Source organism: Chryseobacterium sp. HNCC26DJ240, assembly GCF_057180485.1.
The window spans coordinates 412,131-436,932 of record NZ_JBXUGK010000004.1; the positions used below are offsets into that span (position 1 = coordinate 412,131).

At 35.5% G+C, this 24,802-nt stretch carries 27 protein-coding genes; 12 read left to right on the forward strand and 15 right to left on the reverse strand.

The annotated features are described in order from the left end of the window. Together dacB and pepE are read right to left on the reverse strand one after the other, a co-directional pair. The gene (gene dacB, locus AC2A1G_RS10445) at positions 1–1,374 is read right to left on the reverse strand and encodes a D-alanyl-D-alanine carboxypeptidase/D-alanyl-D-alanine endopeptidase (protein ID WP_484046856.1); all 1,374 of its coding nucleotides are present in this window, start codon (positions 1,372–1,374) and stop codon (positions 1–3) included. An 85-nt stretch (positions 1,375–1,459) separates the two neighbouring features. Continuing rightward, positions 1,460–2,152: a dipeptidase PepE gene (gene pepE / locus AC2A1G_RS10450; protein ID WP_484046857.1), complete on the reverse strand. Its 693-nt coding sequence runs from the start codon at positions 2,150–2,152 to the stop codon at positions 1,460–1,462. 152 nt (positions 2,153–2,304) lie between these two features. On the opposite strand from pepE, the gene fsa reads away from it, so the two are divergent. Further along, on the forward strand, positions 2,305–2,958 hold the full coding sequence (gene fsa / locus AC2A1G_RS10455; protein ID WP_484046858.1) for a fructose-6-phosphate aldolase: 654 nt from the start codon (positions 2,305–2,307) through the stop codon (positions 2,956–2,958). 129 nt (positions 2,959–3,087) lie between these two features. On the opposite strand, the gene AC2A1G_RS10460 is transcribed toward fsa, so the two are convergent. Both AC2A1G_RS10460 and era read right to left on the reverse strand, forming a co-directional pair. Then, entirely contained in the window at positions 3,088–3,516 is a 429-nt protein-coding gene (locus AC2A1G_RS10460; protein ID WP_484046859.1) for a DoxX family protein, read from the reverse strand. Positions 3,517–3,584: 68 nt separating this feature from the next. Beyond that, positions 3,585–4,460, reverse strand: coding sequence for a GTPase Era (era, locus tag AC2A1G_RS10465; RefSeq protein WP_262147215.1), 876 nt, complete (start codon positions 4,458–4,460; stop codon positions 3,585–3,587). Positions 4,461–4,747: 287 nt separating this feature from the next. Between era and AC2A1G_RS10470 the strand changes: the two genes are divergently transcribed. The 3 genes from AC2A1G_RS10470 (at position 4,748) to AC2A1G_RS10480 (ending at position 6,551) form a co-directional block, all read left to right on the forward strand. Next, positions 4,748–5,311 (forward strand): Crp/Fnr family transcriptional regulator, encoded by a 564-nt coding sequence (locus AC2A1G_RS10470; RefSeq protein WP_484046860.1) that lies wholly within the window; start codon positions 4,748–4,750, stop codon positions 5,309–5,311. A gap of 129 nt (positions 5,312–5,440) precedes the next feature. Continuing rightward, a complete protein-coding gene (locus AC2A1G_RS10475) occupies positions 5,441–5,767 on the forward strand; it encodes a DMT family transporter (RefSeq protein ID WP_056030142.1) in 327 nt (108 codons plus the stop codon). Between the two features lie 76 nt (positions 5,768–5,843). Beyond that, positions 5,844–6,551, forward strand: a complete 708-nt coding sequence (locus AC2A1G_RS10480; RefSeq protein ID WP_484046861.1) for a T9SS type A sorting domain-containing protein — start codon at positions 5,844–5,846, stop codon at positions 6,549–6,551. A gap of 53 nt (positions 6,552–6,604) precedes the next feature. On the opposite strand, the gene AC2A1G_RS10485 is transcribed toward AC2A1G_RS10480, so the two are convergent. The 5 genes from AC2A1G_RS10485 to gpmI all read right to left on the reverse strand — a co-directional run bounded on the left by AC2A1G_RS10485 (position 6,605) and on the right by gpmI (position 11,525). Beyond that, positions 6,605–7,372: a class I SAM-dependent methyltransferase gene (locus tag AC2A1G_RS10485; RefSeq protein ID WP_484046862.1), complete on the reverse strand. Its 768-nt coding sequence runs from the start codon at positions 7,370–7,372 to the stop codon at positions 6,605–6,607. Positions 7,373–7,432: 60 nt separating this feature from the next. After that, positions 7,433–8,242, reverse strand: coding sequence for a type I methionyl aminopeptidase (map, locus tag AC2A1G_RS10490; RefSeq protein WP_484046863.1), 810 nt, complete (start codon positions 8,240–8,242; stop codon positions 7,433–7,435). Positions 8,243–8,334: 92 nt separating this feature from the next. After that, on the reverse strand, positions 8,335–8,763 hold the full coding sequence (locus AC2A1G_RS10495) for a BT0820 family HAD-type phosphatase (protein ID WP_262147206.1): 429 nt from the start codon (positions 8,761–8,763) through the stop codon (positions 8,335–8,337). Positions 8,764–8,862: 99 nt separating this feature from the next. Continuing rightward, positions 8,863–9,843 carry an acyl-ACP desaturase gene (locus AC2A1G_RS10500; RefSeq protein ID WP_056030155.1) on the reverse strand — a complete coding sequence of 327 codons (981 nt, stop codon included), beginning with the start codon at positions 9,841–9,843 and terminating at the stop codon, positions 8,863–8,865. A 140-nt stretch (positions 9,844–9,983) separates the two neighbouring features. After that, positions 9,984–11,525, reverse strand: coding sequence for a 2,3-bisphosphoglycerate-independent phosphoglycerate mutase (gpmI, locus tag AC2A1G_RS10505; RefSeq protein WP_484046864.1), 1,542 nt, complete (start codon positions 11,523–11,525; stop codon positions 9,984–9,986). Between the two features lie 152 nt (positions 11,526–11,677). Between gpmI and AC2A1G_RS10510 the strand changes: the two genes are divergently transcribed. Next, positions 11,678–12,145 (forward strand): hypothetical protein, encoded by a 468-nt coding sequence (locus tag AC2A1G_RS10510; protein ID WP_484046865.1) that lies wholly within the window; start codon positions 11,678–11,680, stop codon positions 12,143–12,145. A gap of 62 nt (positions 12,146–12,207) precedes the next feature. Then, on the forward strand, positions 12,208–12,531 hold the full coding sequence (locus tag AC2A1G_RS10515) for a translation initiation factor (protein ID WP_262147200.1): 324 nt from the start codon (positions 12,208–12,210) through the stop codon (positions 12,529–12,531). Between the two features lies 1 nt (position 12,532). Here the strand turns inward: AC2A1G_RS10515 and AC2A1G_RS10520 are convergent, their stop codons facing one another. Both AC2A1G_RS10520 and AC2A1G_RS10525 read right to left on the reverse strand, forming a co-directional pair. Continuing rightward, positions 12,533–13,429: a leucine-rich repeat domain-containing protein gene (locus AC2A1G_RS10520; RefSeq protein ID WP_484046866.1), complete on the reverse strand. Its 897-nt coding sequence runs from the start codon at positions 13,427–13,429 to the stop codon at positions 12,533–12,535. 52 nt (positions 13,430–13,481) lie between these two features. After that, the gene (locus tag AC2A1G_RS10525) at positions 13,482–16,130 is read right to left on the reverse strand and encodes an alkaline phosphatase PhoX (protein WP_484046867.1); all 2,649 of its coding nucleotides are present in this window, start codon (positions 16,128–16,130) and stop codon (positions 13,482–13,484) included. Positions 16,131–16,593: 463 nt separating this feature from the next. Between AC2A1G_RS10525 and AC2A1G_RS10530 the strand changes: the two genes are divergently transcribed. Further along, positions 16,594–16,806: a hypothetical protein gene (locus tag AC2A1G_RS10530; protein ID WP_484046868.1), complete on the forward strand. Its 213-nt coding sequence runs from the start codon at positions 16,594–16,596 to the stop codon at positions 16,804–16,806. A gap of 143 nt (positions 16,807–16,949) precedes the next feature. On the opposite strand, the gene AC2A1G_RS10535 is transcribed toward AC2A1G_RS10530, so the two are convergent. Further along, the gene (locus tag AC2A1G_RS10535; RefSeq protein WP_484046869.1) at positions 16,950–18,797 is read right to left on the reverse strand and encodes a cytochrome-c peroxidase; all 1,848 of its coding nucleotides are present in this window, start codon (positions 18,795–18,797) and stop codon (positions 16,950–16,952) included. A 134-nt stretch (positions 18,798–18,931) separates the two neighbouring features. Between AC2A1G_RS10535 and AC2A1G_RS10540 the strand changes: the two genes are divergently transcribed. From AC2A1G_RS10540 to AC2A1G_RS10550, 3 genes are all read left to right on the forward strand, one after another. Further along, positions 18,932–19,306, forward strand: a complete 375-nt coding sequence (locus tag AC2A1G_RS10540) for an Ig-like domain-containing protein (RefSeq protein ID WP_484046870.1) — start codon at positions 18,932–18,934, stop codon at positions 19,304–19,306. An 18-nt stretch (positions 19,307–19,324) separates the two neighbouring features. Continuing rightward, positions 19,325–20,179 (forward strand): nucleoside phosphorylase, encoded by an 855-nt coding sequence (locus AC2A1G_RS10545; protein ID WP_484046871.1) that lies wholly within the window; start codon positions 19,325–19,327, stop codon positions 20,177–20,179. Positions 20,180–20,247: 68 nt separating this feature from the next. Next, positions 20,248–20,448 (forward strand): hypothetical protein, encoded by a 201-nt coding sequence (locus tag AC2A1G_RS10550; RefSeq protein WP_484046872.1) that lies wholly within the window; start codon positions 20,248–20,250, stop codon positions 20,446–20,448. A 64-nt stretch (positions 20,449–20,512) separates the two neighbouring features. On the opposite strand, the gene AC2A1G_RS10555 is transcribed toward AC2A1G_RS10550, so the two are convergent. After that, positions 20,513–21,346, reverse strand: coding sequence for a hypothetical protein (locus AC2A1G_RS10555; protein WP_484046873.1), 834 nt, complete (start codon positions 21,344–21,346; stop codon positions 20,513–20,515). Between the two features lie 82 nt (positions 21,347–21,428). Next, positions 21,429–22,256: a hypothetical protein gene (locus AC2A1G_RS10560; protein ID WP_484046874.1), complete on the reverse strand. Its 828-nt coding sequence runs from the start codon at positions 22,254–22,256 to the stop codon at positions 21,429–21,431. 234 nt (positions 22,257–22,490) lie between these two features. Here AC2A1G_RS10560 and AC2A1G_RS10565 point away from each other — a divergent pair, with 234 nt between their 5' ends. Both AC2A1G_RS10565 and AC2A1G_RS10570 read left to right on the forward strand, forming a co-directional pair. Further along, positions 22,491–22,790 (forward strand): hypothetical protein, encoded by a 300-nt coding sequence (locus tag AC2A1G_RS10565; protein WP_262147109.1) that lies wholly within the window; start codon positions 22,491–22,493, stop codon positions 22,788–22,790. Between the two features lie 121 nt (positions 22,791–22,911). Beyond that, the gene (locus AC2A1G_RS10570; RefSeq protein ID WP_056079442.1) at positions 22,912–23,721 is read left to right on the forward strand and encodes an enoyl-ACP reductase FabI; all 810 of its coding nucleotides are present in this window, start codon (positions 22,912–22,914) and stop codon (positions 23,719–23,721) included. A 309-nt stretch (positions 23,722–24,030) separates the two neighbouring features. Here AC2A1G_RS10570 and AC2A1G_RS10575 read toward each other — a convergent pair whose 3' ends face one another. Then, positions 24,031–24,762: a hypothetical protein gene (locus AC2A1G_RS10575; protein WP_484046875.1), complete on the reverse strand. Its 732-nt coding sequence runs from the start codon at positions 24,760–24,762 to the stop codon at positions 24,031–24,033. Between the last annotated feature and the right edge of the window lie 40 nt (positions 24,763–24,802).

Below are 24,802 nucleotides of genomic sequence, written 5' to 3' on the forward strand. Positions count from 1 at the left end.
TTATTTTAAAACATTAAGAATTTTCTGCAGTTCTGAACTTCCGCTTTCCTGATAATTATTGATGATAATGGCGTAAACATATTTTTTTCCGTCTTTAGAAGTATGAAAACCTGCATAGGATTTTGTGTCGCGCATCGTTCCGCTTTTCATTTTCATGCCGTTATCCTGAGTGGGAAATCCATCGTAATAGGTTTCAAACCACGGTTGTTTTTTAGCATAAATCAAAGCCTGAACTTCCGCTTTTGCAGAGACATAGTTTTGAGGTGAAAGCCCGCTTCCATCAGCAAAATTAATCATATTGGGATTGATTCCTTTGGATTTCCAGAATTCTTTCAGATAAGAAATTCCGCTTTTAAAACTAGGATTGCCTTTTTTTTCTTTGCCTAAGGTTTTAATTAAATTTTCCCCATATAAATTCACGGATTTTCTCAAGAACCAGTAAACAATTTTGTCTAAAGTCGGCGATTCGTAAATGAGAATTACGTTTTTTTCAGGAGTTTTCAAAATTTTCTTTCCATCAATTTCCAACTGAGTATTTGTAAGTACTTTGCCTGAAATTATAATTCCTGAATCTTTCAGCCACTTCTCAACTTCCACACCTAACTGCAAAGGAGGATTGGGAACAGAACCTGAGACCGTTGTCACTTTTCCTGCAGGCAGATTTCCGTTAATTAAAGCAACATCAGAATATGGTGCAGTAAAAATCAAACTTTGATCGGAGCTTCCGGTCGCTTTCAAATCGTTCAGCCACTTTACATCTTCCAATGGATAAGAAAAGTTCTTAAAATCTGTTCCGTTGATGTTGATATCAAACTGATTTTCACGCCAGTTCAATCCCCAGACTCCTGCTCCGTAATAATTCCCCAAATCATCCCAAGGCCAGCCTCCGGGAATCGTCTGATGGTCAAAATAAGAATCATCTATAATCAAATCACCTGAAATTTTTGTAATACCAGATTTTTTAATGGCATCCAAAAGTTTTTGTTTAAAATTCTCAGGTTTATACCCTTCATATCTCCAGCTGCCTAAGGTGGGATCTCCGTTGGAAGTGATGAAAAGATTTCCATTTAAATTTCCTCCTGAAACGGTTCCTGAATAGGAAGATGTTGTTTTGTAGGTATATTTTTTACCTAAAACTTCCAGAGCCGCAGCCGCCGTGAAAATTTTCTGCGTTGAAGCTGTTGAAAGTCCTTTACTTCCCTGATATTCGTAAATCAAATTTCCACTTTCATCAGCTACATAAAATGATAAATTCGATGAAACTGCTGTTGAGGAATTCATCAGATTTTTTGTTGCATCATCGAGCTTTTGGCTGATATTCTGAGCAAAAAACAGTTGTGTGGCAATGGTAAAAGCAGCAATGGTAGTTCTCATTTGATGATATTTAATTATACTGGATAATGCATCAGTTTCGCTCAGCATAACAATTTTAATATTGTAATTTTCTAAAGTAGTTAAATTACAAATTGGTTCCTATTTCAATTTCATAGGGCTCTTTTCCCTTTTCAAAAATTCTGGTCAGTTCGCTTCCTTCAACTGTAATTTTATCACCGTGTCTTCTAATCCAGTTTCCTTCCCGAAGTCCGACAACTTTGATGTTATTTTGAGTCAAAAATTCCTTAATTCTTGTTTCTCTGGTTTCTCCATTATGTTTTAGTTCAGGATTTGGATCCAGATAATGTGGATTAATATTGAACGGAACCAATCCCATGCAATCGAAACTTGGTGGATAAACAATCGGCATATCGTTGGTGGTTTTCATATTCTGTCCACCGATATTGCTTCCTGCACTGCAACCAAGATAAGGTGTTCCGCTTTCTATGTTTTGTTTTAAAACTGACATAAGGTTTTCTTCATGCAACGTTTTAACCAAAAGAAAAGTGTTTCCGCCACCCGTAAAATAGCCTTTTGCATTGTTTAAAGCTTCCGTTTTATTTTCAAATTCATGAAGACCTTTTACTTTGATGTTGATAGTTTCAAAGAAAGATATTGCTTTGTCAGTATAATCGTCATGCGAAATTCCGCCGGGTCTGGCAAAGGGAATAAAGACAATCTCGTCGATCCCTTTGTATAATTGGATTAATTCTTCTTTTAAATATTCCAGGTAATTTCCACCGAAAAGCGTGGATGTCGAGGCAAGGATAATGTTCATTTTCAAATTTAATTACATTTTTTCCCGAGAAAAAAGTGTTTGAGAATAATTCTGTATTAACAAAGATACTTAAAACTGATAATTCATAAAGCATAAGAAAATTCATTTCATCGGATTGTTTATCTTTGTGGAATAAACCTAGATTTAACGAAATGAAATTTTTTATCGACACTGCAAACCTAGAGCAGATTAAAGAAGCAAAAGACCTTGGAATTCTGGATGGTGTAACAACCAATCCGTCTTTGATGGCAAAAGAGGGAATCCGTGGTGCTGAAGACATCAAAAATCACTACAAAGCAATTTGCGAGATTGTAGACGGAGATATTTCTGCAGAAGTTCTTTCAACAACTTACGAAGAAATGATCAAAGAAGGAGACGAACTGGCAGCAATCCACCCGAATATCGTGGTGAAAATCCCGATGATTAAAGATGGTATCAAGGCTTTGAAATATTTTTCAGACAAAGGCATCAAAACCAACTGTACCTTAATTTTCTCTCCAGGACAGGCACTTTTGGCTGCAAAAGCTGGTGCAACTTACGTTTCTCCGTTTTTGGGAAGACTGGATGATATTACAACAGACGGTTTGAATTTAATTCAGGAGATCAGATTGATTTTTGATAATTATATGTATGATACTGAAATTCTTGCAGCTTCGATCCGTCACTCAATGCACATTATCGACTGTGCGAAAATTGGTGCAGATGTGATCACTTCACCACTTCCTCCGATCTTGAGTTTGTTGAAGCATCCATTAACAGACAGCGGTTTGGCTCAGTTTGTTGCAGATTCTCAGAAATTAGCGTAATGATTTGAGATTTGAGGTTTGAGATTTGAAATTCTTTTTGAATTTTAAATGTTGGAAAATCAGATTATATAAAATAAGAAATCCCGAAATTGTATAGTTTCGGGATTTTTTTATGTTTTTGAAAATCTTTTACCAGTCTGAAGCCCGTCTGCGCTTTTCAATCATGCCGTCGACTGAAAATCTTCCTGCACCGAGTGTGATAATGATAACGTAAATTGAGAGATAAAGTAAACTCAATTCTCTTTTATCAAAAGGGTCGGCGCCGTGAACAACAAACGCGGCAATTCCCATGGTGAACAGAAGAAAACCCGCAGCTATTTTTGTAAACAGTCCAAGAATTATGAATATTGAACAGACAAATTCTGCGAAAACGGTAAGTCCCAGTGAAATTTTCGGACCTAAACCTAAAAAATCATAGAATTTGATATCGCCTCCTTCAATCAATGTCTGAAGTTTCGGATAACCGTGCGAGATCATAGCAAATCCTATGAATAATCTCACGACGAGAAGCACAATATCCAAAATAAGCGGACTAGTTTTTAAATTTTGATAGCTCATCTACTTAAAATTTAGTTTAAAGATAGCAAAAAATGTACTAATACAACGATGGATATTGAGTTTTTAGTTTATCTGTAACCAAAATTCTTTAAATCCCTGTCGTTTTTCCGCCAGTCTTTTTTCACTTTTACAAAAAGATTTAAGTGAATTTTTTTGGAGAAGAACTTTTCCAGATCAATTCTGGCTTCAGTTCCAACTTTTTTTATCGCCTCGCCTTTGTGACCGATGATAATTCCCTTCTGAGTGTCTCTTTCAACGTAAATGATAGAATCGATGAAGATAATTCCCTCTTTTTCCTTGAACATTTCTGTAACAACTTCCACAGAATATGGAATTTCTTTATCATAATTCAAAAGAATTTTCTCTCTGATGGCTTCATTGACGAAGAAACGCTCAGGCTTGTCGGTGTACATATCTTTGTCGTAGTACGCCGGACTTTCGGGCAACATTGATTTTAATTTTGGTAAAATAACGTCAATATTGAAAGCATTCAGTGCAGAAATAGGAAGAATTTCAGCTTTAGGAATTCTTTCATGCCATTCAGTAGCTATTTTTTCCAAACCTTCCTGATTGGTCTGGTCGATTTTATTTAAAAGTAGTAAAACCGGAACCGGAATTTTATTTAGTTTATCAATTAAAAATTCTGACTGTTCAGATTTATCGGTAACGTCAACTATGAAAAGAAAAACGTCTGCATCCTGAAGAGAATCTTTCACAAAATCCATCATTTTTTCCTGCAAACCGTATTTTGGATCCAAAACTCCGGGAGTATCAGAAAATACAATCTGTAGGTCTTCTTCATTATAAATTCCAAAAATTCTGTGTCTGGTTGTCTGAGCCTTTTGCGTTACAATTGCCAGCTTCTCTCCCATCAGTTGATTCAAAAGGGTAGATTTTCCGGCATTTGGCTTTCCAACAATATTTACAAATCCTGCTTTGTGCATATAAAAAATTTAATTCGCATTTTATTACGATTTGCAAAGTTAGTAAAAACAAAATTGGTCTTTGGGTGAATATTCATTTTAGATGTTTAAAAATGATTAATTTTGGGGAGAGCTGCGGGTTGCGGGATTCGAGCTACGAGATAAAAATGCGCGTTGTCAAGTGCGGGATGATTATTCAGATTAACATTTTAATATGAAAAAATTTACTGAATTAGAATACAAATCGAAATCCCGACGGGAAACCGAATCTTGCATCCCGAACCACGTAACCCGTAACCCGAACCCCAATGACCATAGAAAATATTATAGATAAAATCTACCCGCTTCCTGAAAGTTCAAAGGAAAATTTGATACAGAATATTACAGAAGTAACTTATCCTAAAAGTTTCTGTTTAATGAAAGCCGGTAAAGTTGTTCCCTACATTTATTTTTTAAAAAAGGGAATTGCCCGTGCTTACGCGTCATCAGAAAATAATGATATTACATTCTGGTTTGGAACTGAAGGCGAACCTGTTGTTTCCATGAAAAGTTATGTGGAGGGAAAGCCCGGTTACGAAAGCATTGAATTGCTTGAAGATTGCGATCTGTATCAGCTTGAAACTTCAAAATTAAAAGCTTTATTTAATGAAGACATTCACATAGCCAACTGGGGAAGAAAATTTGCGGAACGTGAACTTATAAAAACGGAAGAACTGATTATTTCAAGACAATACAAAACAGCTTTGGAACGGTATAAAGATTTGGTGCGAGATAAACCTTATCTTTTGCGGAGAGTTCAGCTCGGGCATATTGCATCGTATTTGGGAATGTCGCAGGTGAGTTTGAGCAGGATTCGGGCGGAGATGAAGTGATTGAGTTGGAGGGTTTGAGAGTTTTAGATTTTGAGAGTTTGAGGGTTTTAGAGTAAATACTTTTTTTAACAATTGTAAAATTTTAAATGATTTTAAAACCTCAATTTTGCGGGATAAATTTATTTAAAAATGAACTGGATTATTTTAATCATTGCTGGATTATTTGAAGTTGCGTTTGCTTCATGTCTCGGGAAAGTAAAGGAAACTTCAGGCAACGAAATGTATTGGTGGTTTGGTGGATTTCTAGCTTGCCTTACGATCTCGATGCTTCTTTTGATCAAAGCGACAGAAACTCTTCCCATTGGAACCGCTTATGCTGTTTGGACAGGTATCGGAGCTGTAGGAACTGCTTTGGTTGGAATTTTGGTTTTCAAAGATCCCGCAACTTTCTGGAGGATATTTTTTATCTGTACATTAATTGGCTCTGTGATTGGATTGAAGGCGGTTTCCCATTAGTCTTAAAAACTTAAATAATTTTTAATTTTTGTCACCTGTACAAGAATAGTTTTCTTTGTAACTTTAAACAAAAATTATGAAAAAAACTTTACTCTTTTTAACATTTTTGAGCAATCTTATTATTGCTCAAAACCCTGAGCTTTTTAGCAACAGCTGGTATATTTCGCAGATGGATATCAATAATCAGACGATGGCTGTCCCTGCAATTCAATTACCAATTGGAGCATCCAATTTTCAAAATTATGGAAGTACTTATAATTTCAATTCAAGTTTTTACAATACTGCAGCTGTTAATCTTACATTCAATACATTAACTGATAATTTTACAAAATTGAGCGGTGCTTGTACATTAGCAGTTTATTACGGAACAAATGCTGCGATCGTTCAAGCATTTGATGGAAGTAACTGTAATTTTTATTTTGATCCTGCAGGAACTGTTTATAATTACCAGATTGTAAATAATGGAAGTTCTAAAACACTTATCATAACAAACACGACAACAGGAAACAAAATTTATTACAACAACGATTACGTTTATTTGGGAACAAAAGATAATATCATTAAGAAAAGATTCAAAATTTATCCAAATCCTGCGAAAGATTTTTTAGCGTTAGAAAATATTGACAGAAATTTAAATTTAAAGATTTATGATGTGTCGGGTAAACTTATTTATGAAACTTTGACTTCAGGTCAGTCAGTTAGAGTTGATATCAGTCATTTTCAAAAAGGTCAGTATATTTTGATGATCGAAAATTCCAGGCCTGAATTTTTTATAAAAGATTAATTTCAGAAATCATACAACAAAAAAACGGCCTCAGAATCAGAAGCCGTTTTTCTTTATTTTTTTGAAACAATGGGTAAAATTTCGTTTTTTCTTAAACCGTATTTTTTGATTTCTTCATCAGAAAACTGTTGGGAGTAGAAATTGATTTCAGTTTCAAATCCTGCTGATTTTAGACGGTCAAAATAATCCATTCCGTACCAGCGGACGTGATCGTATTGCCCGAAATGTTTCTGTCTTTCTTTCGGATCTGTTATGGTAAAATCTTCGTAGGTTTTTTCGAGAGAATTCTTCATCGGAACCTGTAAAATTCCCCATCCACCGGGTCTCATTACGCGATATAATTCACTCATCGCCTTAGTATCATCCTGAATATGTTCCAAAACGTGATTGCAGAAAATAATATCAAAACTTTCATCCGCAAACGGAAGATCAAGAATATCAGCTTTCACATCCACGATTGGCGAAAAAAGGTCAGCAGAAATATAATCCAGATTTTTCATCTTTTTAAATTTCCTCAAGAATTCCTGTTCCGGTGCGATGTGCAGAACTTTATAGTTTCTCGTAAAAAATTCTGTTTCATTCTGAAGATAAAGAAACATTTGGCGGTGTCTTTCCAAACTTAAAGTTCCCGGAGACAAAGCATTTTCACGCTGCGTTCCATATCCGTAAGGAAGAAATTTCCGGTAAGATTTCCCATCGATAGGATCAAAAAATTTGTCGCCTTTAAAGAACTGATAAATCAAAGGTCGCGCCCAAACGCTCATCTGAATAAGCATAGGACGAGGGATTTTATTGAGTAAAAGCTTGGTTAGTTTTTTCACTGTTTATGTTTAAAGAAAGCTGCTGAGCAGCAGAATATTGGTAGAAAGTTTAAAAGAAAATTAAAAATCCAGTTGAAAAGCTTTCTCCTCATCACTTACAATTCCCAACGCTTCATAAATATAATCGAAAGTCGAAAGTAAAACGGGTTTACCGTTGATCACCGCAACATCATGCTCAAAATGTGCAGAAGGTTTGTTATCTAAAGTAGTAACCGTCCAGCCATCGCTGTGGAATTTCACTTTTTCAGTTCCAAGGTTAATCATTGGTTCAATAGCGATAGTTAAACCATCTTTAATGACTTTCCCACTACCCTGTCTTCCGTAGTTTGGAACCTGCGGATCTTCATGCATTTTTCTTCCAACACCGTGACCGACTAATTCCTTTACCACACCATAACCCTGTTTCTCACAATGATTCTGGATGGCATAAGAAATGTCTCCAATTCTTTTTCCTCTCACACATTGCTCGATTCCTTTGTATAAAGATTCTTTAGCAACTTTCAGTAGTTTTTTAGTTTCAGGAGAAACTTCTCCTATTTCAAAGGTGTAAGCGTGATCTCCTACAAAACCGTTAAGAATAGCACCACAATCTACAGAAAGTACGTCACCTTCTTTGATTTCTTCCTTGCTTGGAAAACCGTGTACCACCTGATCATTAGGCGAGATACAAAGTGAATACGGAAAACCACCGTATCCTAAAAATGCAGGCTCAGCACCGTGATCTTTGATAAAATCGTGAGCTAACTTATCTAAATGAAGCGTAGTAATTCCCGGTTTGATTTCTTTAGCAATCATTCCCAAAGTTCTGGAAACCAGTCTTGCGCTTTCTTTCATCAGACGAAGCTCGTCTATATTTTTTAAATGAATCATTAATTCTAAAAATGTAGCAATCTAACAGTGTATCAGTGTAACAATAGCTGATTGGTAGATTGGTAAATTGGTAAATTGTTACATTGGATTGTTTACCAAAACAAACCTTTCTTTTTTTCTCTTTTCAGTTTTGAATAGGCTAAAACTTCGCCTCCTTCCACGCGGAATTCTATTCTTTCTGTGATGATGTTGTAGATTTCTCCCCAACCTGGGAAACCACCGATATTTCGGTCGTCGATGAACCAGTCGGCATCAATTTTTCTGGATTGTGTGGCAGAATCAAAAACTTCACCTTCAAAACTTGAGTTCACGGCGTAAAATTCAACGCCGTTTTTTCTGCAGAATTCGATGGCGTCTTCCAAAGCCTGACCATGTCGGTATGTCCAGAGAATCAGTCTGTAACCTTCAGATTGAAGTTTTTTTAAGGTTTCAAAAGCAAAAATTTTTGCTTTACCTACCGATGGATAGGCATCTTCCACTACTGTTCCGTCAAAATCTACTGCTATTTTTTTATTATTCATCTTTTATGTATGATTTAGCTCGGCAAAGATACTAAATAAAATAAAAGAGTGCTACATCGCTGCGGCACTCTCTGTTTATAAAAATTGTTAAACTATTGTCTATTTTTTCACCCAGTTGAATTCAAACTGTAGATCCGGAGTTGAAATTCTATCTGTAATCTTCTGAAGTCTTGACGGAAGTTTCATTAAATATTCCTGAGCTTTTTCTGCTTTTTCAGTAAGACCTGTGATGTGTTCAATTTTCCATTCATCCAAAAGATCTTTCATAATGTTGATATAATCCTGACCTGTATAAACCATACATCTTTGAGCTGCATCTGAGAAATGTCCCCAAAGTTCGCCCGCTGCCTGACCGGACTGTCTCATCATGTGAGCCGGCATTACGATTTTTTTACGCATCATATCTTCAAATGCCAAAATCATTTCCGAAGGATCCAATTCTAAAATTTTTGCAACAAAATGCTTGTAAGCTTTTGCGTGCCTCGCTTCATCGGCAGCAATTACACCACACATTTTAGCTAACTTTCCGTTTCCGGTTTGTTTTGCTAAAGTTCCTACCCTTCTGTGCGAAACGTTGGTCGCTGTTTCCTGAAAACTTGTGTAAACAAAGTTTCTGTAAGGATCCATGCTTGTTCCGATATCAAAACCATCACTTATTAAGTATTGGGTAGTGATTTCCATCTGTCTCATGTTTACTCTTCCACACAAATACAGATATTTTCCTAGCAAATCGCCGTGTCTGTTTTCTTCAGCCGTCCATGATCTGATCCAGCTTGCCCAGCTCGGTCCGCTTTTTTCCTGATCAATTCCGTCAACGCTCATTAACCAAGATTCGTAAGAAGGCAATGCTTCTTCCGTGATACAGTCGCCGATAAGCGTTACAAAAAGATCATAAGGCATCTCCTGTGCGAAGGTCTGAATTTCTTCTAAATCATATTTAAAATCAGCGCTTGACGGATCCGGTAGGTAGTCTGACGGCTGCCAAATTTTTTCAATTGGGGTTAAAAATTTATCAAGGAAAGAACCAACTTCTTTTTCCAAAATTCCCATTACTTCTTTCCTTACCAAGCTTTGATACATTCTAAATTGATTTATATGAGTTGCAAAGATATAACATAATTTATTATTTGTAACATAATAACGACAACGTTATGATGATTATCATGAAAGACCGCTATTCTGATAACGGTCTTTTTACCTTTATATTGCTGAGTTTATTTTTAATTTACAAGAATATTTCCTGTCATAATTGCTGGAATTTCCACACCCATCACTTTTAAAATAGTTGGTGCAATGTCTCCAAGTTTTCCTGCTGTAAGATTCCATTCATGGTCTTTATCCATCACAATTAACGGAACCAGATTGGTTGAGTGCTGTGTATTTGGCGAGCCGTCGGCATTTTTCATTACATCAGAATTTCCGTGGTCTGCCAAAATGAAAACTGCATAATCATTTTCGTAAGCGGTTGTAGCCACCTGTTCGATACATTTATCCACCGTTTCGGCAGCTTTGATTGCAGCATCAAAATCTCCTGTGTGCCCCACCATATCAGTATTGGCGAAATTTAAACAAATAAAATCTGCAGATTGATTTTTAAGTTCAGGTAAAATAACGTTGGTAATATCGTAAGCCGACATTTCAGGTTTCAAATCGTAAGTCGGAACGTCTTTCGGGCTCGGACAAAGCAATCTTCTTTCTCCATGGAATTCTTCTTCTCTGCCACCGGAAAAGAAAAAAGTAACGTGAGGATATTTTTCAGTTTCAGCGATTCTGATTTGCGTTTTGCCGTTTCTTTCCAAAATTTCGCCCATTGTTTCTGTAAGAACATTTTCATCAAAAACAACTTTTACATTCTGATATGTTTTGTCGTAATTGGTCAATGTCACATAATACAAATCCAGTTTTCTCATCTGATAATCCGGCATATCTTGCTGACAAAGCACTTCTGTGATTTCACGGCCTCTGTCTGTACGGAAGTTAAAGCAGATCACCACATCGCCATCAACCATTTTCGCCATCGGAACAATGTTTCCAACCTGAGTTTCTTTCGTAAGAATAATAGGTTTGATAAATTCGTCTGAAATATTATCATTATATGAATCCTGAATTGCAGACAAAGCATCAGTGGTTCTAAACCCAATTCCTGAACACATCGCATCGTAAGCCAATCTCACACGTTCCCATCTTCTGTCTCTGTCCATCGCAAAGTATCTTCCGGTAACTGTTGCAAGTTTACCTGTAGTTTCAGACATGTGCTGCTGAAGTTCCTGAATAAAACCTAATCCTGAATGTGGATCACAGTCGCGGCCGTCTGTAAATGCGTGAACATAAACGTTTTCATTTAAACCAAAATTTTTGGCTGCGGTTAAAAGTCCTTTTAAATGATTTATATGCGAATGCACACCACCGTTTGAAACCAGACCGATAAAATGGACTGCTTTATTTTCTCTTTTAGCATAATCAAAGGCGTCAACAATTACTTTTTCGTGGCCAAGAGTTCCTTCTTCTACTGCCATGTTGAGTTTTACAAGATTCTGATAAACTACTCTTCCGGCACCCAGATTCATGTGACCTACTTCAGAATTTCCCATCTGTCCTACAGGAAGACCTACGGCAAGGCCGCTTGCTTCGAGGGTTGTATGTGGAAATTTCTGGAAACAGCTGTCCATAAACGGTGTGTTGGCCTGTTCAATAGCCGAAACTTCAGGTTTCAGACCGATTCCCCATCCGTCAAGGATTGCTAATATTGCTTTTTTTGACATTCTTTGAAAATTTTAACAAAACAAATTTATCCATTTATTAATGAAAATCCGAATTTGTGGTGCTTAAATTTTGATTAAAAGCTGTTAAACTCAAGATTAAAAACATTTCTAATTGTAATATTATTATATTTAGTAATTACTAATTTTAAGGTATGATAAAAATTAAAAAATACATTGTTCTCAGTTCAGCATCATTTCTTTTTGCCTTTATATCATGTAATTATCATGAAAAATCGAATAAAATTAAGATTGTATCAGAAAATCCATCTGATTTACAAAACATATTAGATGTTTCTAAATTCAAACCACAAAACGTTAAATTTCAACACATTTATATTGATAACTCTAAAGGTATTCTTGCGGGACCTTCTGATAGTTTTATTCAAGCTGAAATGCTTTATGATAAAAAGAAAATTGATTCTTTAAAAAACACTGTAAGTAAGTCAGAATCTGACTCACAAATCACTAACATTGATGTTTTTTTGAACAATTGGTTCGACAGCAAAACTTCTGATAAACTTGTTAAAGATCAAAAAGAATTAAGAGTTTATAATGATTTCCTCTTTAATACAAGTGGGAATATTGTTATATTAGAAGACAAAATTCTATATAGAAAATAAGCTTTCCAATTAGAATAAACATTCTACATTCTTTTTTGAAGAGAATTTTTTAATTTTGCCAAATGGATTTAAGAGACCAACTAAAAAACCTTTTCCCTGAGCACGAAGAGCAGGATTTTGAAATGCCGCAGGAAGCTTTTAAACAAAAAGAACCTCTGGTTTGTAAATTTGAAAAGAAAGGCAGAAACGGAAAACCTGTAACCGTAGTTGAAGGCTGGGAAGGCAGTGAGGAAGATTTGAAAAAAATTTCCAAAAAAATAAAAACCACCTTAGGAATCGGTGGTTCTGAAAAGGATGGAACGATTATCATACAGGGCGATAACCGTGATAAAATAATGGATATCCTTAAAGAAATGGGCTTCAAGACCAAAAGGGTCGGCGGATAATCTAGAAGTAGATCTGGGTTTCCGACATTTTTTTTCTGAGGTGTTCTACCTCATCTTTTTTCAATGGATTACCGTTGAGAATTAATGTTTTTAAGTTTTTAAGCTGGGTAATTTCCTGTGGAAGTGATTCCAGATTATTATTGGCGAGATTTAAACTCGACAGTTTTTTCATGTTCTTTATTTTCGGGGAAATTTTTGTGATTTTGTTTTCTCCGATGTTTAAAAATTCTAAGTTTTTTAAATTTAAAATAGATTCAGGAATTGCCGTAATTGTGTTTTTCTGAAGTTCAAGGTATTTTAATTTCTTTGGAAATTCAGAATCATTTAGGTCGTTGATTTGATTTGAAGAAAGATTTAAAAACTGTAAATTTTTTATCTTATCAACATCAGAAACATTGCTGATCTGGTTGCTGTGAAGATTGATTTCTTCCAAACCCGAAATTTTGGTAAGAGCAGGCGGGAAAATATTCAGATTATTGGCATCAAGATAAACCGACTTCAGATTCTGAAGTTTAGAAAATTCGGGGTTAATGGATGTCAGCTGATTTAAGTTCATGGAAAACGTCTTCAGTTTTTTTAATTCTGCAATTTCATCCGGAATATATTTGATGTTATTTTCATTTAAATATAAAATTTCCATTTCCTTTAAAGTAAAAAGAACCTCATCAATTTTTTCAAAATTGTTCCCCATTAAATTCAGAAAGAAGATTGAATTTAATTTTGAAATCTGTGGCGGAAGATTAAAAAGTCCTTTATCTCTGAAACTCATGCTGTACACAGTTTTATCAGAGTTTAAAGCGGCTTCGATATCTGTATAAGTTGGAAATTTAACCGGATCAATCTGTGCATTCAGTTCAGATAAAAATGATAAGGAAATTAAAACTAATAGCTTCTTCATAATAAAAAAGGCCACCGGAAAAACTTCCGGCAGCCTTGTGTAAAGTATTAAATTATTTTTTAAGAATCTTCGCAGTCTTCTGGAATCCTTCCGCTTCAATATTTAATATTAAAACTCTTGAAACGTTCAGCTGACTGGTAAAGTCTAAATCTAACTGGCTTGTAGAACCATTGTATTTCTTCTTAAACACGATCTTTCCGTCAACGCTGTAGGCAGTAATTTCTAGGTTTTTCAACGCTTTTGGAGAATTGATTTTTACAATTCCTGATGTAGGGTTTGGAGCCACTGTCACTTCAGTTTCTTTTACAACCTCAGTAGTTGCCAAAGTTCCTGTAGTTCCTAAGAACTGTGAAAGTGCAACGACCACAGTAGCAGATTTACCTTTGTAATCAATTGTATTACCTGTTGCATCAATATCTGTATCAATAGTTGAATTTGGATGCTGGATAGAGAAGAAACCAAATTTTTTGTCCGGTGTAAATGTAAGACCTGTAGGCTCAGAACCTGCCGGCATTGAAGCAAACAATCTCACGTTCGGGTTTGCCTGTGTGTGATCCGGACCAACTACCCAAATGTAGTTTTTACCACCATCCTGAAGTACCCAAAGATTCCCCAATTCGTCAAATGTAAGGTTGTCGTTTCCGTCACCCCAAGATTCAGTTTTGATTCCCTGAGCAGTGTTGAAAGAATAAACGGTAGATGAACCTCCGACGAAAGTTTCAACGTTTGAAAGCGTCATTCCGTTATCTGTCATTCTGTAAACCTTATCTAAACCTTTCGCAGTAAAGTAAATTTTACCATCAAGCGGACTGATTTCCACATCTTCCACTCCGTTGAACATTGTTCCGCCCAATGACTGAGCCAATGCCTGTGTATTATTCTGGTCTGCCTGGGTTTTGTTTGGAATCTGAATCCACTGTCCTGTAGTTGCTACCGGATCTCCTCCACTTAAACCATTTGTTAATTTTAAAACATAAAGGTTTCCTGAAGCAAAATTGTTTGGAGTATCCATCACATATTTATAAACCATGTGCGTTCCACCGTCTTCACCGTAGTATGCTACTGTTCCTGCATCATTTACCACTACGTTTTCGTGGTTCATGATTCCCATTTGCCACAGTTTATCTTTTGTTCCGTTGGTATTGTGAGACATTACCTGAGCTGTAGCAGGATTGATCTCTACTAACCAACCGTAATCTTTGTAACCATCGGCATTGATATCATTTGAAGTAACAGATTCTTCAGCTGTAACTACAGTTCCCCAAGGTGTAATACCTCCCGAACAGTTTCTGATCGTCTGAACCAAACTTGTATCTGAAAAACTTACCGCTCTCGATCTTGACAATTGCCAAAGTTTTGTAGTGGCATTGTAATTTACTTCTGCCATTGTTACTCCACCAGGATTGGTTTCATGGTTTACAGATAAATAACCATCTACACTGCTGCTGTTTTTAGCAACGTAAGCTGTAAAGTCGTTAAGACCTCCTACCAAACCTCCGCCTTCAGTGTAAGAATCACCTTCTTTAAGGATCAGCTGGTATTTATGCTCAGCAGGAATAATCAGTTTTGCAGTCTGAGTTGTCGGAACAATTGAGGTAAAACAGCTGATATGTGCTCCATTATTGCAGGTTGCAGGCGGAGCTACGATAGTTGAGTTTTTGATGTAGGCATCCATTCTCAGATCTGAACTGGTCAGATCTCTGTTATGAACTTCGATAGCGATTCTGTTGGTTCCCTGTACAAATTTATTTTTCGGAATTACAAATGTGTTGTAAGTATTTTCTGCAGCTCCGTCGATGATTGTACTTGAGAAAGTATCGTGAGTAATTACACCAGCCGGCATATTGTCTCTTACAACTTCCTGTCCGTTCAGATAAACCACGATTCCGTCGTCTCTCATAACGCCCAATTCCATATTGGCAGAAAGGTCAGCTAAATTGGCTGTGAAATCTTTAGCAAAATAAGCAGTCGCCAAACCTGTATTGAGCGTTGTAGCTACAGGATCTCCGTAACCTAATGGCCCATTTCCTGTTGCCCACGCAGAAATATTATAGTTGGAATCTTTCCACTGTGATGCCTGAGGCTGATTGTCGTCTTTATAGCTCCAGGATGAACCCTGAATCAATACAGAACCCAATGGCTGAGGCGGAACAATCGTTTTAAGATAAGCATCAATCGTTAAATCTGAACTTCCTGCACTTCTGTTGTGCAATTCGATAGAAATTCTGTTGTTTCCCTGTACAAATTTGTTTTTTGGAATGGTAAATACATTGATTGCGGTTTCTGCTGCTCCGTCAATAGTTGTACTTGAAAAAGTTCCGTGAGCAATCACTCCCGCAGGCATATTGTCTCTTATTACTTCTTCGCCGTTAAGATAAACCACGATTCCGTCGTCTCTTCTAACGCCAAATTCCATATTGGTAGTAAGATCAGCTAGATTTACCGTGAAATCTTTTGTAAGATAAGCGGTATCAACTCCCGAAACGAATGCTGTCGTTACAGGATCTCCGTAACCCAATGGTCCGTTTCCAGAAGCCCATGCAGAAACGTCATAAGTTGTGCTTTTCCATGTTGCAGGAAGAGCAACATCAGCATCATTGAACTTCCATGAACTCTGCAATCCGAAGATTGTCGTCTGTGCCTGTACCATCGATGTAGTAATCAAAGCCAAGGCTGCGATCGTAAGTAGTTTTCTTTTCACTTTTTTATTAAATTATCATTTTTCAAGTGCAAAACTATCTGTTTCCCGATGGGTTTGCGTTACGCTACCTTTAATTAAACAGCGGTGAATATTAATAAAACTGAAAGCGAATGTTACGCAGGTTAAATTAGTATTAAATTTAAAAATTCATCATTTGCAAAACTTAAATTTTTGTGTGGGAACATTAGTGTTTAATTTAGTAAATAACTATTGACCTGTTTTTATAGTTGACTTCGTGTAATCTACGGTTCCGAATGAATCTAAACATTTTATGAATAGCGTCGGGCTTTAGCCCGATGATTCAAATGACGCCACAATAAAGACTTCAGCCAAAACAGAGATCTAAATTTTGGCTAAAGCCGTTCTGATGTTTGTTAAATCAAAAACGGGCTAAAGCCCGTTCCTATTGATACCGAATTTGTGGTTAAATTATATTCTTGCATACCACAAGAATATTTTTACATTGGCGAAGTATATTCTCGCGTTGGCGAGTTCAATTGTTGCATTGTCAACGAATATTTTTGCTTTGGCAAACTATATTCTCACGTTGGCGAATTCAATTCTTGTTTGTGTAAATTATATTCTTGCTTTGGCGAACAATATTCTTACATTGGCAAACTATATTCTTGCATTGGCGAATTCAATTCTTGTATGTGTAAATTATATTCTTGCGTAGGTAATCAATATTCTTGCATCCCAAACTTATATTCTCGCTTTCGAAAACTATATTCTCGCTTCCTAAAGTTATATCCTTGCAACCCGAAACTCTAATCCCGTATCTTTAAATTATAAATTTTAATAATCTGAATCAAAGGATGATTATTTTTTCTTCACATCAGTTTTAGCCTTACTGATATCCGTCAAAGTGTTCAGAAAACTGATCAGCTGCTTTTTCTCAGTTTGAGTAAGATCGAGTTTATCGGCTGGAAGCGTTTGGTTTTTCATGGGTAATCCCAAGCCTTCTCCTCCACCTTCATTATAAAATTCGACTACTTCTTCCAGAGTGTTAAAAGCTCCGTTGTGAAAGTAAGGTTTCGTTAAAGCAATATTTCTTACAGTCATCGTTTTGAAAGAATTCTCATAAATCCATGAGTTTTCTTTTTTGACATTTGAATTAATTCTTCCCTTGTCATCATCGAGTTCTATAGGAAAATAGACGATTGGTTTCTTCGTCACCCCTAAAACTTCAGATTCATTTTCATTGAAAAACGGTGGCACCAATCCTGAAAAATGAGGAGCAAAATGACAGGTGGCACAGTTCGCTTTTCCCATAAAAAGGTTAAATCCTTTTTTTGCATCATCAGAAATTTCTTTTTCATTTCTCATAAAACGGTCAAAATCACTTTCAAAAGAATACAGTGAAGCCACAAATGAACTCAAAGCTTTCGAAAAATTCTGTTTTGTGATTTTTTTGTCTTTAAAAATAGTTGAAAACGCTTTTTTGTAATCATTATTCGAATTTAATCTGGCAACAATCTTTTCGTAATCTGTGTCAAACTCCTCTTTATTGTAAATCACGTGTTCGGCTTGCTGCTCAAGATAAAAAGCGCGCATATCGTAGAAAAATCTCTTGGCAAAAACAGCATTGTAAAGTGAAGGGGAATTTCTTAAGACCGTCTTTCCTTCCAAATTGCTCAATGATTTTGACTTTAAATCGGTGTACGCATTCTCTGGCAAATGACAGCTTGCACAACTCATTTTTCCATTGGCGCTGAAACTGGTGTCATAAAATATCTTTTCGCCCAAATCTTTCAATTCCTGACTGTCTTCAGAAAGTTTCAGTAAAGTATAAAAATAAGGATCAAAAAAATCAGCTTTAAAAAAGTTTTTGTTGGAAACATTCCATCCTGAAAAGTTTTTGAGGTCATCCGGTCTGCCATCCCATTTACCCAATTCTTCATACAAAGGCTGAATGAAGTTTTTATAAAATTCAATCCGGTCAAAAGTTTCAAAATCTTTATTTTTTCCTAAATACTGAATGGTTTGATCTAAAATCAGAATGGCTTTTTCGGTTTTGAAACTTTTAAAATAAACATCATCCAAAATATAATTTTTCATTCCCAGAAAAGCGTGAGAAGACTCCTCAGAAATATTTAAAGACCCCGGCGTATCAAAACCAGTCACTCCCAAACTGTAAATCCGGATCAGTTCGATTCTGAGGGGTAACGTTTTGTTGGTTCCTTTACTTAATCCGTTTTTCAGTGCACTCAGATAGAAATTGGCGTAACTGTTATAAAGGAAATTGGTAATGGTTTTTATTTCTTCTTTTTCATTTTCGGCTTCATCAGAAAAAATCAGTTCATCCAAAACCTGCAAACCTTCCGGAGGCAAAGTAAAAGCAGTGGTTCCTGCCGCTTCAATGTGAAAAAGCGGAGCAGCATTGAGATGGGTTTTGGTAAATTCCGGATAATGGTAAGCAACGAAAAATTCGATTTCCTTAAAAGAATTTCTGGTATTTCTGATGGTTTCACGAAGTTTTTCGACTGATATTTTATTTTCAGAAAAAAGTTCGGCATCATTTTTCAGATATTCCAGTTCGATTTTGAAATTGGTAAGACCTTGGTTTACAAAAGTATTTTCGGTAGCAGTTCCTTTATCTGCATATTTGAAAGACGCAGCAAGAAATATAATCATAAAAGCAGAAACAGATAAGAGGAATAGTCTCACAATATTTTTATCCGCAAATGTAGTCTTCCAACATTACCTGAATTTTAACTTATAATTAAATTATTTTCACATTGATTTACAGGAATCTTTTTACTATTTTTAGCTTTGCAAAAACAATTCAGAAACAAGATTGAATGAAAAAAAAACAATGTTTATCAACGATCATATTATCCTTTTTGTTTCTACAAAGCTGTAATTATGATAACCGCTATTGTGAAATAAAAATAGACTCCCCAAAAGAAAATCAGATATTCAATAGTGGCGATGTCGTCAATGTTCGCGCAACAATATTAGATGACGGAGATGCAATAACAAGAGAAGAATTATTGGTAATTTCGTATCCCGGTAATGATACAATAATCAACTTCGAAGAGACGAAATTTACATTTAAGTATACCATCAATCAAAATTTTACAGCAGATCCTAATAAATCATATAAAATTGAAGTAAGAGCCGTTGGCGGACATGGAAATCTGGCATCAGAATCTGTTAATATAAAGAGTAACTAAAAAAAATATAAATAAAATATGCTTAATCAACTTGCAGCTTCAGAACTTATTCTCAATGAAGACGGAAGCATCTACCATTTAAATCTTTTACCAGAAGATATTGCCGAAAAAATTATTCTCGTAGGCGATCCCGACCGTGTCGCAAAGGTTTCAAAACATTTCGACAAAGTAGAAATCAAAAAAAACAAAAGAGAATTTTATACCCATACAGGAATTTTAAGAGGAGAAAGAATCACCGTAATGTCTACAGGAATCGGTACTGAAAACATAGATATTGTAATGAATGAGCTCGATGCTTTGGTGAATATTGATTTAAAAAGGAAAGAAATCAAATCTGAAAAAACATCGCTTAAACTCTTCAGAATGGGAACCTGCGGAAGCGTAAATCCCGATGTGGAAGTCGATAATATGTTGGTTACTCAAAATGTAGTTGGTCTCGACGGACTGATGAATTTCTATAAAGATTATCAGTTTGAAAATGAATTCTCGAAGAGTTTTTATGAAAAATTTCCTTACGAAAAGATAAAACCGATGCTCTATTTCTCAGAATGGTCTGAAGAATTGGGCGAACTCTACAAAGACGCAAAATATCACGGAAATACAGCAACTTTCCCGGGCTTCTATGCTCCACAAGGCAGACAATTGCGCCTGCAGGCAACAGACGAGCAGTTTCTTGAAACTTTAAACGATCTGGGAATTACCAATTTTGAAATGGAAACTTCTGCTATCTACGCTTTCTCTCAACTTTTAGGTCATAAAGCCATTACCGTAAATAATGTCATTGCCAACCGTAGAAGAGGAGAATTTTCCAAAGACCATCACGCTTCAGAGCAAAATCTGATTGAATGGGTTTTGGAAAGGGTTGTAAAATAATTTTTTAATTCCATAATAAAAACAGTCAATCTTCGTTCAATACTGAGTGATAAATTTAAAATTAAACTATGAAAGCTAAATTTTCAATCCTCCTTGCTGTATCGTTTGTTCTTGCAACCTTTGGTTTCATTGCAGACGGAGACCGTTTAGAGCCAAGTATGATGATGAGATTTACAGAATTTTTTGCAATGACAGGAATTCTGTTTATTTTGACATCGCTGGTTTATTTTCCCTCAAGATATGCTTTGAAATATATTAGAAAAGATTAATAACAGTTAGGATTAAAATAACAAAAAAGGATTTCACAATTTGAAATCCTTTTTATTATCATGATTACGGACAGTTTTTTTCGTATTCTTTCACGATGTCAATGTACATCTGGGCTTCGTGCAGAAATAACTGCCTTCCTATATATTCCATTCTTTCTTCCCGGTTTCCGTCAATTTCATGAGAAGCTTTTTTCACCTCTTTACGGTAGCTGATCATATCTTCTCTCATTTTTTTTGTAAAAGCTTTATCATACACTTTTGCCCGTAAATCATCCAGATACTTTGTAAAAGCAGGACAGTCTTTACCGGCAACTTTGTAGGCATTTGCAAAATTATCAAGACTTCTTTCTCTGTTGAACAATTTTATGTCAAGAGGCGTAACCGCAAAATTTTCCTGATTATTTTTAAGATAAAATGTGGAGTACGCATACTCACAAGTGCCTTTTACAATTTTATTGCTGCCCGGAGAAGTCTGACAGATAAAATTGGCTTCTCCATATACATTTATTTTACCTTCATACACCAAAGGCATGTACATCACCTGCTTCAGATCTTTTAAAACGTTATTTTTGTCGAAAACCCTTATGGATAATCGTTCGAAAGATGCAATCTCATCATTCTCTTTATCAAGCAGTTTGAAACCTACGATGTCCTTAGAATTCATCGTCATTTTCTGTCCATTTTCAGAAGTCTTGTATTCGATCTTCACATTGGTGTTCTGCTCTCCTCCGAAGAAGCTTTTAAAACTGCTTAACTGCGGAAGAGTGATTCTTTTAAACAGTACGGTCATTTTGCTGCCATCAGCTTTGGTAATCTCTACAGGTGCATAGTCACTTTTCTTTTGTGCCGTAATCTGCATTGCGATAAAAAGTAATAGTAAAGGAATTATCTTTTTCATTGATCAGTTTTAAGTTCAGTTTTTATAAGAGTACCTTGAGGTATTATTGAATTTAATTTAAAGTTCTACTGGTTAATCTAAATCAGTTCGGACAATTTTTTTCGTATTCTCTGACGATGCCTCCATAGAAATCCAGATAAGCCTGAAGCATGTACTGACCTATCAGTTCCTGAGTTCCGTTGTACCCTAACTTTGCACTTTTGCCGTCCTCATAGGCTTTTTTTCTTACACCTTTGAATCTTTCATTGATTTGTTTTTTGAAATCCTTATCATCAAGTTTGCTCTGAAAATTATCCATATATTTTTGAAATTCCGGACAGTTTCTGCCTGCATATTTGAAGGCTTCAACCATTTTATCATAAAGTGAGCCTGCAAAAAGTCCCATTTTATCGTAGTCTACAGGCATTACGGCAAAATCATCCTTAGCATTTTTAATATATATTTTTGAGTAGACATAATTACAGGCTGCACCTGTGCAAATGGTAAGATTTGAACCGAAAATCTGTAATTTTCCATCATAAAGTAACGGCTGGAACGATCTTTTTTTCTTGTCTGAAACCTGACCGTTTTTATCGATATATTTCATGTCGAGCCTTTCAATGGCATTCACTACATCATCATGGTCATCGTAGATTTTCACCAGCTTCACTTCATTTGCTCCAAATTTCTCATCGGCTGACGTTTTCGTTTTTTTATAAACAAAATTGTAAATATCATCTTTATCGAAAAACCCCGGATAGGTACCGTTTGGATAGGTATATCCTACGAAGAAGGCGTCAACTTTAGAACCGTCAGCTAAAATAAATTCAGCTTTGGGAAGATCTTTAGACTGCTGTTTGCCATAGTATTGCTGTGAGAAAAACTGTGCACTGTAAAAGCACATTGCAAGAATAGATAATTTTAGTTTCATTGATTATTAGTAATTTAAATTAAAGTCTTTACAGATATTTCGTGATTCAAACATAGAGAAAAAATTATGATTATTTTATGCTCAGGATAAATATTTTACGAAAGCCATGCTGTCTGTGAATTAATTTAACGGATAAGACAAAAAAAATAAATTATGAAAATTTTAACATCGCATCCATTTTTTAGGAATGCTTATTGTTTAAACAAAAACATAACACCTTAAATATAAAATAAAATGGAAAATCAAGATTACAACAAAGCAGAAAACGCAGTAGACAACACCAAAGATTCTTTGAAAAATGCTGCAGACAACGCAAAATGGAAAGTTGAGGATTTAGCAGACAGAGCTAAAGATTATATCAACGAAAGAAGAAATAACGACGAAGAAGCGACAAGCGAAGGCTGGCTTGAAAGAGCAAAAGAAAAAGCCGGAGATACCTGGGACGATATTAAACAGGGAGCCAGCGATGCATGGGAAAAAACCAAAGATGCCGCAGAAGATGTGAAGGCAGAATGGAACAAGAAAACGAATTAAAATTCAGTCGTATAAATATTTCAAAGAAAAACGATGTCTTTTTTACTAAAGGCATCGTTTTTTATTATGCTTTAAACACAAATATTCGTTACATTTGTGGATTAATAAACATTAAAATACTATGTCATACGGTTTACTTAAAGGCAAGAAGGGAATTATATTTGGAGCCCTTAATGAACAATCAATCGCTTGGAAAGTTGCAGAAAGATGCCATGAAGAAGGTGCAGAATTTATCTTATCAAACGCTCCAATTGCCCTGAGAATGGGAGAATTGAATGCTTTGGCAGAAAAAACGGGTTCTGAAGTGATTGGTGCAGATGCTACATCTATCGAAGATCTTGAAAAACTTTTTGATGCTGCGGTTGCAAAATTTGGTAAAATCGATTTTATCCTACACTCTATCGGGATGTCTATCAACGTGAGAAAAGGAAAACATTATACAGAAATGAACTACGACTGGTTGGAAAAAGGTTGGGATATCTCAGCGGTTTCTTTCCACAAAGTGATGAGAGTGGCTTACGAAAAAGACTGTATGAACGAATGGGGAAGTATTTTGGCATTGACTTACATTGCTGCACAGAGAACATTCCCTGACTATAACGATATGTCTGACAACAAAGCATATCTTGAAAGCATCGCAAGAACTTTCGGAAACTATTGGGGACAGAGAAAAGTACGTGTAAACACGGTTTCTCAATCTCCTACTCCAACGACTGCAGGAAGCGGTGTGAAAGGTTTTGGCGGATTTATGGGTTACGCTGAAGATATGTCTCCACTAGGAAACGCTACAGCATTAGAGTGTGCAGATTACTGTGTAACATTATTCTCAGATTTAACGAAAAAAGTGACCATGCAGAATCTTTTCCACGACGGAGGTTTCAGCAGCTCAGGAGTTACTCAGAAAGTGATCAGCAAGTATGATGTTGAATAATTATGAGTGATGAGTAATTGGTAATAAGTAATTTTTCAATTATATATAGATCCGGAACTTTTTGTTTCGGATTTTTTTTGACCCAAATTGCTATTTGATCTTTCATAATTTTCTACTAAATTCACTACTTGAGCAGACCTTACTATGAAACTACAGTTATAGCGAAAGGAAGGTTTGAATTCTTGAAGTTATAAGATTTTATCAAATCGTTGGCGATTCTTATTAGGAAAATTGATTTATTTAAAATGCCGGATTATCAAGATCTTCTTTAAGACCTTTTTTCCATTACATAAATAGCACTTAAAATTGCTATTCCAAAATAGTATAATAATCTGTCGCATACAGTTCGTCATCAAAATATGCATAACCGATGCGAATGTAGCCATCAAAAGCTGGACGGATTCTGGAATCGAATTTTGTTAAAGGTTCGTCATTTTCCGTAGCATAATACCAAGTGGAAATCGTTCCGCGTGAATTGAAGAAATCTGCATTTTTTACCGTAGGTTTCAGCATTGCAACTAGTTCTTCTCTCTTCGTATTTTTATCAATGTAAAAACCATTAATTTTCACAAAACCGTCTACCGCAGGAATTTGCATTAAGAGTGAATCTCTATTGCTTGGAACATAACTTGGTTTGTGCTTTTTAAAAATTATTCTGTATTTTCTTATGACTTGTAAAGTATCTCCGGTTTTAGTGATAACACGTTTTCTGTCATTATAAGATTTTCCTGGATTATCATAAACTACTTTATTGCTTAAAGTAAATGGTAAATTGTCATAATAAAACATAGCTAGATCTTCACCTTTTGGTTTTCCTAAAATTTTAAAGATGCTTTGAATAGTATCTGATTTTAAATTGATATCATTATAAAAAAGTTTATAACCTCGAACTTCAAAACGGGTTTTTTGTTTTTTATATTCTTTATCAGCATTTATCTTAACTTCTGGTTTTGAAGTTGCCTTTTCATTTTTCTCTTGACCTTGGCCGGAAAAGTTTAATAATAATAATAATAATAATATATAAAAAAGGAATTTCATCATAAATTAATCTTTATCTCTCAAACTGTAGTAATAATTAATA